This window comes from Polaromonas sp. P1_G2, from assembly GCF_056405515.1.
Genome location: NZ_JBFUBY010000188.1, coordinates 1 through 10,274, shown reverse-complemented (window position 1 = coordinate 10,274; position 10,274 = coordinate 1). Strand labels below are relative to the sequence as shown.

Annotated in this window: 5 protein-coding genes; all 5 read right to left on the bottom strand. The window is 67.4% G+C overall.

The window, feature by feature from the left end; genetic code table 11:
- A partial coding sequence (locus AC1D0P_RS17720) for a glycine-rich domain-containing protein (RefSeq protein WP_477677950.1) occupies positions 1-455 on the bottom strand: 455 nt, incomplete at its 3' end.
- Complete coding sequence (locus tag AC1D0P_RS17715; protein WP_477677949.1) at positions 452-6,499, bottom strand: SdrD B-like domain-containing protein; 6,048 nt, start codon at positions 6,497-6,499, stop codon at positions 452-454. The genes AC1D0P_RS17720 and AC1D0P_RS17715, both read right to left, overlap by 4 nt.
- Before the next feature lie 115 nt (positions 6,500-6,614).
- Complete coding sequence (locus AC1D0P_RS17710) at positions 6,615-6,959, bottom strand: hypothetical protein (RefSeq protein ID WP_477677951.1); 345 nt, start codon at positions 6,957-6,959, stop codon at positions 6,615-6,617.
- An 862-nt stretch (positions 6,960-7,821) separates the two neighbouring features.
- Positions 7,822-9,126, bottom strand: coding sequence for a DUF7507 domain-containing protein (locus AC1D0P_RS17705; protein ID WP_477677948.1), 1,305 nt, complete (start codon positions 9,124-9,126; stop codon positions 7,822-7,824).
- A gap of 62 nt (positions 9,127-9,188) precedes the next feature.
- Entirely contained in the window at positions 9,189-9,689 is a 501-nt protein-coding gene (locus tag AC1D0P_RS17700) for a hypothetical protein (protein ID WP_477677947.1), read from the bottom strand.
- Positions 9,690-10,274: the final 585 nt, after the last annotated feature.

Sequence of the window (10,274 nt, the reverse complement as noted above, 5' to 3'; positions counted from 1 at the left end):
CTGCAACCGGCCTGGCCGCCGGAGCCGCCGGCAAAACCGGCCGCGCCGCCCGCCAGGCCGCCTGCGCCGGCCGCATTGGCGCAAGTAAAAGACCCTTGCGAGGTGTTCCCCGCCCGGCCGCCTTGCCCCACATAAATATTCAGCACCGTTCCCGGCGCCGCGTAGTAAGTGCCGGTGGCCCGCGCACCCGCGCCGCCGGCGCCGCCCCAGCCGTTGGAGTCATTGCCGCCGCTGCCGCCGCCCGCGCCGTTGGCCTGGATGGTCACGCCGCCGGCGCCCGCGGGCACGGTGTAGGTCTGCACCGCGCCGGTGTAATTGAAAGTCGTCTGCGCCATCGCCCAGGGCGCGGCCAGCAGCAGCAAGGCGGCGCCCCATGCGGCCCTCAACAGGCCGCGTGAAGGCGCCGGCTTGCGCGGCAGGCCGGGGCGGGAAACAGGGCGTTGAAGAGGCATCATGATTGGGGGGCCGCCGTGCGGGAAGGAGAAAGCGCGGCGCCGGAAGGCTCGCCGAACACGTTCTCGTCAAACTTGAAGCGTACACGCAGATAGAGGCCGCGCTGGGTATAGGCCTCGCCCGCCATGTCCGCGGCCTTGAAACCCTTGAAGTTATAGCCCACCGACACCCACATGTTTTTCCAGGCGAGGTAGCCGACTTCCACGCCCGCGGCGGTTTCGGCGGCGCCGTTGCCCCACATGCGGTAGGCCTGCAGGCTGACGTCCCAGTTCTGGGTCAGGTCCCAGGTGGAGCGGCCGCCTATCAGCTGCGTGAAGGAGCGGCTGCTGATGCCGTTGGAGCGGTCCCGGCCCCACTTGGCGGCGTAGCGCCCGCTCATGGCCCAGTTGCGGTTGGGCTGCACGTTGAGGTGGGTGGACAGGATCAGGCCGGATTCGTCGCGGCTCAGTCCGGGGCCCAGGGTGTTGTCCGAATCCTTTTTGTACTCGACGCGGCCCAGCGCGTTCCACATGTCGGTCTCGACCGGGCGGTAGGCCACGCCGGACTGCGCCGTGATGAGCTCGCGCTTGCCGCCGCCCGCGCCGAGGTTGGTCTGCTCGCTGTAGAGGCCGCGGTTGAGCAGTGTCCAGCTGTCGTCCAGCTTGTTGGCCAGCGCGCCGGTGAGCAGCCAGCTGCTCGAGTTGGTCGAGGTCTGCCACTGGACCTGGCCCGAGGCCTTCCAGGTGGCCGCGGCGGTGTAGTCGGCGCCCAGCGTCACGGCGCTGGAATCGTCGACGACCACGCCCGAAATCGGCTTGATGCGCTGGACGCTGGCCGTCAGGCCGACGCCGTTGTCCAGGCGCCAGAGCCGGCGCAGGCCCAGGGCGGCTTCGCTGGTGCGGCCGTTGATGCTGTCGCCCATGCGGTATTCGTTGAACAGCTGCGTGCTGTCGGTCAGCTCGGTGTTGATGCCGGCGACGGTGGTGTACTGCGAGGTCGAGGCGTTGAGCGTGTAGATGCTCTTGAGGCTGTTGATGAAGTCGTGGCGCGCATACAGGCGCGTCGTCGAATTGATGGCGTAGTTGCCGCCCACGCCGACCTCACGGCCGCCGCTGCCGTCGATGGCGTACTCGGCCAGGCCGTAAACGTCGGCCTGCGGCACGTCGGGCACGGGCACCGTCACCTTGACGCGCGCGGTGGTGGTGCCGACTTCCTCCGAAGAGCCCGCCGCCATCGCCGCGGCCGAGGGAACGATGGGCACGGTGGAACCCGGCAGGGCCGGGCCGGACAGCGCGGCGGCGGTATTGGCGGCGCTGTAGCGCACGCCGACTTCCACCTTGATGTTGCCGGCCATGCTGTGCTCCAGCTTGAGCTCGGCGCCGGTCTGCGACGCGCCGGTCACGCTGTTGGCGGTGCGCAGCGCTTCGCCGACCACGCGGTTCTTTTCGTCCACCGCGTAACCGAGCTTGGCGCCGTACTCGGACTGGCCGGCCGACTGCACGCTGTTGGGGTTGAAGAAGCCGGCGCTGGTCTTGGCGCCCCAGACGCGCGCCTGCAGCGCCTGGTCCTCATGGCGGATCTCGACGCGCTGGCCCGAACCCTTGCCCTGCAGGTCGGTGCTGCTGCGCGCGATTTCGCCGGTGGCCACCGTCTTCTCGCCGAGTTTGGCCGTCACATTCAGGCCGTCCAGGTTCTGGCGGTTGGCCGGGTCGGTGTCGCGCATCGTCGAGGCGCCCAGCGTCACGGCCGGCGTGACCTCCAGGCGGGCCTCGGCGCCGGCGACGGTGTGTTTCACGCCGCCGGTGTCGACCGAGTAGCTCACGCGCACAAAGATGGGGTTGAGGTCGGTGTCCACGCTGGGCACCGGCGACTTCAGCAGCAGCCGGCCGCTCATGGGTTCGATCTCGTAGTCGGTGAACTGCGTGAGCGGCGCGTCGTTGACGATGACCGAGGCCTGGCTGCGGTTGCGCGTGAGGATGTTGACCTGCTGGCTGTTGACCACGCCGTTGATGTTGAGCAGGAAGGGGCCGGAGGTGCCGTTGGCGCGGAATTCCTGCACCAGCTGCGTGGTCGCGGTGCGGCTGGCRAAACCCTCCACGGTGACTGCGCCTTCCTGGTAGCGGCCCTTCACGCCGTTGAGCGCCCGCGAATACTGCGTGAGCTGGCGCGCCGCGTTGTCGCTTTGCGTCGAGTAGTCGCCCAGCAGCGCGTAGTTGCTGCCGTTTTGCAGCATCACGTAGAGCTTGCCGGTGGACTGCGCGTCGAAGCCGCGCGCCGATGAATCGCCGTACACCGGGTAGAACTGGCCGGGCTGGATGTCGCGGAACAGTGCCGTGTCCGAAGGCTTGTCGGAGTCGTAGGCCAGCGTCAGCAGCGAGGAACCGAGGACCTTGCCTTTAAGGAACAGCGCGGTGCGCGCGGCGGCTTCGCCCTTGCCGCCGGAAAAACTGCGCGAGGTGCTCTGGATCTGGCGCTCGAACACATCGCCGCTTTGCGCGGGCTGCAGCGCCGAGGGGTTGAGTTTGCGCAGGTTGATCGTGCCTTCGACGATACCGGCGGCGATCATGGGCCGCAGGTTGGGCATGAACTCGATGGTAGAGGTCGACTTGACGGTGCCGCTGGTGATGGTGAGCTCGGCCTTGCCGGGCTGGGCCGGCGGCAGCAGCAGGAAGCGGCCTTCACCGCCCTCGACAAACACCTGGGTGCCGGGCTGGCGTGCATCGAGGTCGGGCGTCTGCCACTGGCCCTGGCTGGCTTGCAGGCTGACCTGGGTGCGCGCGGCCACGGGCAGGCCCTGCGCATCGCGCAGCGCGATGGTGACGGGCACGGCGGTCGCGCCGTCAGCGACCAGCTGCGCGGGCGCGCCGATGTCGATCCTGGCCAGGGCGCCGGGCACGCGCAGCGTGATCTGCGCGGTGCCGCGCGCATTGCCGAAACCGTCGAGGGCGCGCACGGCCAGCGTGTTGCGGCCGGGTTTCAGGTCCACGCCGATGTATTCCCAGGCCAGGACCTTGTTCTTCTCAAGGCTGCTTTTCTTGCCGACCTGCGTCGCGGGCACAGGCTGGCCGTTGACGGTCAGTTCAAAGCGCGCGCCCAGGGGTCCCTTCACGCGGACCCGGGTCTGCGCGACCGGCAGCAGCTGCTCGTCAACCAGGCCCACAAAGGCGGTCGCCGCATCCAGTTCCGGCAGCAGGTCTTCCAGCGGTTGCAGCACCTGTTCGGCCGCGGCCGGCTCGGCGCCGGCAGGCGTGGGGGGCTGTGCCGGCTCCACGCTGGCGGGCGTGTAGATGGGCTTGGGCAGGCGGGCATTGGGCGTTGCCGGGCCGCCGGTGTCGCCCACGGCGCCCAGGTTGCCTTGCAAAGGAGCCGGCGCCACGGCATTGCTGCCGGCGTTGTTTTGCTGCGCACCCGGCAGGCCCATGGCGCCGGCGGCGGGCAGCGTGCGGCTGTCCGCCGCGACGGCGCCGCGGTTGGCCTGCAGCAGCGTGCCGGCGGCCTGGGTGATTTCCGACGGGTTGCCCAGCGCCTTGCGGCGCGCGGCGATCTGGTCGCGAACGCCGGGCGTGCATTCGGCGATGGCGAAGTCGGCCTTGTGCAGCTCGCCGTTGATAAGGTCCACGAAGCGGCTGCCGGCGTCGAAGGCGTTGCGGTTGTTCAGCACGGCCAGCGTGGCGCCCGCGGGCAGCGTGATGTTGTCGACCTTGGCCACATGGGTGCGCGGCTCCAGGCCGTAGAAGCTGTACTTGCCTTCTTCGTCCGTCACGGCATAGGTGCCGTCTTCCAGGTAGATGCGCACACCCGGAATGCCCGGCTCGCCCGCGTCCTGCACGCCGTCGCGGCTGCAGTCCGCAAACACCTTGCCGAACACATACGCCTTGTTGGAAAACACCCCGCCCACCACCTGCACACGCACGCTGGAACTGTTGGAGCGCACCGCGCCGCTGGCGGCCTGGGCCGTGTTGATGCCGTTGCCGCTCTGGCTGCCCGCGCCCACGCGCACGCGGTAGGTCAACACGGGCTGCGCGCCGGCGGCCAGGTTGCCGACGGCAAATTGCAGGCTGGGGCCGGCACCGCCGGCGGGGTCGGCCAGCACCGCGCCGTTGAGCCGCGCGGTGCCGCGCACATAGGCGAAGCCGGCCGGCAGGCTGTCGCTGACCACGGTGGCGGGCAGCGCTACGGCAGAAACGTTGTTGAGCTTGATCGAATAATCGACAAAGTCGCCGATCTCGGCGGTCTTCTTGTTGGCGGTTTTCTGGATGAAGAGGCTGCCCGTGGTAGCGCCGGGGTCAAGGGGAACGTCGAAATGCACCGGCGCGAGCGCCACCAGAAAATTGCCGCCATAAGAACCCGGCGTGTCGATCACCCGGCCGGCCGGCTGCAACGCCGCAGGCACCCGCGAAGGAAAAGAAAAGCCAGCCGGCGGGGTAACCACCAGCCGATAGCGGCTGTTGAGCACCAGCGGGAATTCATAAAAACCGTCGGCCGCGGTCACGACGACGCTGGGCGCCGGCGTGACGCCGTCCATCAGGAACACCACGGCCGGGCCGCCGGGGTTGCCGCCGTTGCCCGCACCGAGGACGTCAATCAGCTGCACCGTGGCGCCGGCGACGGGCTGGTTGGTGGCCGAGTTGTAGATGGTGCCCGAAGGGTCGACCAGCAGCGTGGTGCTGACCGACACCGAGATGCCGCCGCAAGCGGTGATGGTGGCGACCACGGTGTCGTTGCGCAGCACCTCGAGGATGCCGTCGCCGGAGGCCACGATGTGCGAGGCCGCGTTGGCGGTGGGAACGCTGGGCAGGATGCGGAACACGCCGGTGTTGGGCCCGGTTTCCACGGCGATGTAGGTTTCCGAGTCGCCGGTGAGCTGGCTCACGATGGTGATGGGCACTGTGCCTATCGTGCTTGGGTCGGCATTGCAGATGGACGCGTCAGCCTGCACAAACAGTGCGTTGCCTGGAATGCTCTGGGAGGCGTGCACCGCATAGCTGTTGGTGGTATAGAACTGGAGGCTTGCCGTGTGCGCAGGCAGCGGTAGCACCACGGTGTTGCTGGCGGTGGTCAGCGGCGCGGCGGCATCGGTCCAGTCGGCGTAGGCCGCGCCCGTCACGTTATTGGCGGCATTCGAATTGACCATGACGCTGAACTGCCCCAGGAACAGGCCGCCCTGCGGCAAAGTTGCGATGGCCCAGGCCACCGCGTCCACCACGGCGCCGCCCGGCACAGTGGTGACATAGCTGCCGGTGGCGGCGCCCTGCAAGTGGTACAGCGTCTGCGCGCCGGGATTGGTGGCGGGCTGGACTGAAGCGAATACCGTGTTCACCGGCACCGGTGCGCGCAGGATGAACAGCGCGGCGGGCGCGCCGTTGACCGTCACGTTGGCGGGGCTGGCCGCCATGTTGCCGTTGTTGATGGCTCTGGCCGTGAAGTTGAGCGCCACGCTCTGGGTCGCGGTGGCCGTCGAAGCGGCGTAGCTGACCTGCACGGCCGCGCCGTTGGTCAGGTTGAGGGTGTCCGTGTTGGTGGCCGTGGCGTTTTGCAGCTGGCTGACCGCGCGCAGGCTGAGCTGCGCGGTCTGGCCGGGCACGGCGCCGGGCGGAATCTGGCCGGTGATCAGGAGGCCCGCGGTGGCACCCACGGCCACCGGGACCACGCCGCCCGCGGGTACCACCGGCTCACCGGCATCGACCAGGCCGTTGCCGTTGACGTCCAGCACYACCTTCAGGTTCAGCGGCGTGAAGGCGCTGCCGCCGGCCACGTTGGCGGTCACCAGGTAGTTGGTGGCGGTGTTGCCTGTGTTGGCCAGGTTGTGGCTGATGGTGAAGGACGAGCCGACGCCGATCAAGAGGTTCTGGCTGGAGGTCAGCGTCAGCGCTTCAAGCGCCGCCACCGTGGTGTTCACGGTGTTGGAATTGATGCGCACCGGCAAGCCCGTCGCCGTGTCCACGAAGGTCGCGCTCGCGGTATTGCTGATCACCGTCCCCACCGGGGTCGGCGCTGCCTGTGCGGCTGCCCAGATGAGCAGCAACATGCAGGAGATCAGCAGTTTGCGCAGCGGGCCAAAAAGCATGTGGGTTGGATGGATGGTTGGGTTGCGGCAGGGCGTCGCTTTCCAAAGGGCACGCTGTCGTGCCCTTGGAAAAGCGGGGAAGCTTTCGCTTCCCGCGCAAGAGGTCAGTCCCGGGTCAGGGGTTGATACGGACGCCGAAGGTCACGATGGCCGACTGACCGGGGGTCAGGGTGCCGATCGTCGCGGTGACGGTGCCAGCGGAGGCCGCGGCGGGGCCGGTCACCGTACCCACCGTGCTGGCAGCGGCGCTGCTCAGCGTGGTGTAGCTCGGTGTCGCGTCGGACACGACGACGGAGGTCGCATTCGCGGATCCCACGTTGGTCACCGTGATCTGGTACAGCACGCACTGGTTGGGACGGGCGCTCAGGGTGGCCGCCGCGTAGACCGTGCCGCCATTGGGGCCGGCGCAGGCCGTATCCAGGGATTGCGCCTTGGACAGGGTCAGGTTGCCGGCGATCACAGTGGTGCTGTCAACAGCGGTGGCCACGGCGGGAACCGTCGTCGCGTAGCTGCCGTTGCTGGTGGTGACCGTGATGGTCGTGGCATCCACCGCGCCGGGAGTTGCGCCGCTCGGTGCGATCACCTTGTTGAACACGGTGATGGAAGCGCCGGGAGCCAGGCCCGCGGGCAAGACACCCGCTGCATGCAGGGTGCTGCTGATCTGCGGGTCGGTCGCGTCGAGCACGCCGTTGGCGTTGGCATCGTAGTACAGCGCGGACGTCCAGCCGGCCGGGGCCTGGTTGTCGGAGGCGGACAGGGTCAGCGTGCTGACCGTGCCGTTGCCTTCCAGCACGTTGCCGGTGTTGGTCAGGGTGTGGCTGTAGACGTAGGAACCGCCGGGATAGGTCTGGCCGGCGCCGTTGGGCGTCAGGGTGACCGAGCGCACGGCGTTCACGACCACCGCGTCATGCAGCGTATCCGAAGCATTCGACGTGGGCGACAGCGTGCGGAAGTACAGCTGCGTGGTGCCCGCTGCAAAGCCGGCAGGCACACCGACCACTGCGCAGACGACGACGTTGCCGCCGGCGGCCACGGAGCCGGTGTTGGTGATGGTCGCGCCGGTGGTCGAGCAGTTGCCCACGCCGCCGTCGGCGCGGAAGCTGACTGTCCAGCCGGCCGGCAGCGTCACGCTGGCGAAGGTGTTGACCGTGCTGGCGCCCAGGTTGTAGCTGTCCGGCGAAGGGCCGGTGTTGTTGGCCACGATGGTGAAGACCGTCGAGGCGCCGGGATTCAGCGTGTTGGTGACCTGCGCTGCGCCTTCACCGTTGGCGAACACGCCCACGCCGGGAACACCCACCGCGGTCGGCAGGTTGTTGGTCGCGTCAACCGCGGAGTTGGCCACGGCGGTCAGCTGGTCGGGGGTGCTGGCCGTCTTGGTCGGGTCGAACACCGACGTTGCCGTCTTGGTGATGATGAACGGCGAGCCGGTGTTGGTCGCGTTCGGCGGCAGCGTGGCCTTGAGGATCACGTTGTAGGTCGCGCCTGCAGCCAGGGGGCCGGTGTCGACCGTGCCGTCGCTGTTGGTATCGACCAGCGGCGTGACGCCGTCGGTCTTGTACAGCTGGAAGGTCGTGCCGGCCGGGRAGTTGCCTGCGCTCAGCGTGATGTTGAAGGTGTCGGAGCCGTTGCCGGTGTTGGTCACGGTGTTGGTGAAGCTCACCGTCGTTCAGCACGCCGGGCGCGGTGCCCGCAGCCACGGTCACGCCGAAGCTGATGGTGCCCGACTGGCCGGCCGTCACCTGGTTGAGCGTGACCAGCAGGGTCTTGGTGCCCAGGGTGTAGCCCGAAGTCAGGGTGTTGGGTGCGGAACCGCTGGCGCCGCCGCTGTCGCTCAGCGCCGTGGCGCCGGTGACGCTCCAGCGTGCGGAGCCCGCGGTGTAGTTCAGGCCTGTCGGCAGAATGTCGGTGATCGCCACGGCGGTGGCCGTGCTGTTACCGGTGTTCGTGTAGGTCAGGGTGTAGGTGATGGCCGTGCCGGCGGAGCCGCTGGACACGCTGGCCGACTTGGTCAGCGTCACGACGGCGTTGGTCGTGGCGGTGGTCGTGTCGGTGTTCGACTGGGTCTTGGTCGGGTCGAACACGCTGGTGCCGGTCGCCGTGAGGTTGTTGACCTGCCCCGCCGTGGCGGTGCCCGGGAGCGTGGCAACCACGATGTACTTGAACTGGCCGCCCGCGACCACTGCGCCGGTCGAGGTGATGGCGGGGCCTGTGGGCGAACCGCTGCCGTTGTCGGCGAAGATCTGCACGCTCGCCATCGAGAAGCCACCGCTGTTGCTGGTGGTCAGGTTGAAGGTGTCCGTGCCGTTACCCGTGTTGGTCAGGGTATGCGGGTAGTACACCACGCTGCCCGGCGTCGCGTTCTGCGCGCCGTTGGCGGCCAGCGTCAGGCTGGCGATCTGCTGCACCGTGGTCTGCACCACGTTCGACGTCACCGTGCGCGTGATGCCGGATGCATCCGAGTACGTGGCCGAAGCCTGGTTGCTGATCGACGTGCCGGCGGGCGGCGGTGCGGCGTGTGCCGCCATACCGGCCATCGCGAGCGCGAAGGCAACGAACAAACCCACAATCCAGTGGGTGAAGAAGTGCGGCAGCCCTAAGGGCCGCGGACTCGGGGGGTTGGCATACATGGCGTTTTACTCCTGGCTACAAGACAACGGTGAATCGACAGACAACTAACAAAAACTGGGAATCAGGGTTTGGCCGCCGACACGACGGCCGGCGAATCGATGCTCACGCGCAGGCTGACCACCGAAGTGGCGCCGGCGGGCAGGCTGCCGATTTCCCAGCGCAGGGCGCGGTAGTCGGCCAGTGGCACGGGCTCTTTGCGCGTGCTGCCGTCAGCCTGCTTGACCGTGCGGGTCAGCGGCATGGGCGCGAAAGTGCTGCCGTCCGTGGAAGCCTGGGCTTGGGCGGGCTGGTCGCTGGCGGCGATGAAGGTGGTGCCCGCCGGAACCGGCACGGTCGCCAGCAGCTTGGCTGCGGCGGCGCTGCCGGTGTTGCGGTAGGTCGCGCTGTATTGCAGGACGTCGCCCGGCTTGCCGTCGCCGGCAGGCTTGAGCATCGGCTTGCCGGCCACCATCTCGACGCGTTGCGCCAACAGCTGGGACGTCACAGGCGCGGCTTGCGCCAAAACCACCTGCCCCAGGGCGAGACCAGCGGCAAAAATACAAAATTTGAAAATTGATTTCATGGTTTCACATCCTTTTCGTTACAAATCGGCGGGTAACAGCGCCATTGATTGACAGTGCGCAGAGGGCGCGGTCTGTATGCGTTTACAGCTCTTATGGCGTAACTTTATGTTACTGAGTACTGTTTCCTGGCTCGATTAATTCACGTTTCGCCCAAAAACGAGAAGAGAACCAGGATTTCTGTGAGAAAACACCCAGATTCGGGGCATATCTGAGCCTCACCTGTGACTTATTGTAATTTTTCATCGACCTAACTTACAAGTAGTCACAAGTAGTAAGGCTTCTGTTTTGGGCAAAAAGTCACAGAAACTCCGATGTGTGAGGGAATTCGGGGCCTGAGGCTGGGAGTGAGTTGTTACAGGCGCGGTTGATTGCGCCAAGTCTTGTGCTGGCTTTAGTGCTTTTTGCTGAGGACTGCTGGCCGGGGGTTGCCCGGCAGCAAGTAACTTTCTTTTGCTTCGCCAAAAGAAAGTCACCAAAGAAAAGGCGACCCGCAGTCTGGGTCCCTACGCTTCGCTGCGGGCAACCTGCGGTGCTCGACTACGGCGGGGTCTCGCGCAAACTCGCTTCGCTCAGACAAGCGCGAT

Excerpts from the sequence above, each read along its gene's own strand:
- AC1D0P_RS17700 (WP_477677947.1), bottom strand. The coding sequence starts at position 9,689 with ATGAAATCAATTTTCAAATTTTGTATTTTTGCCGCTGGTCTCGCCCTG.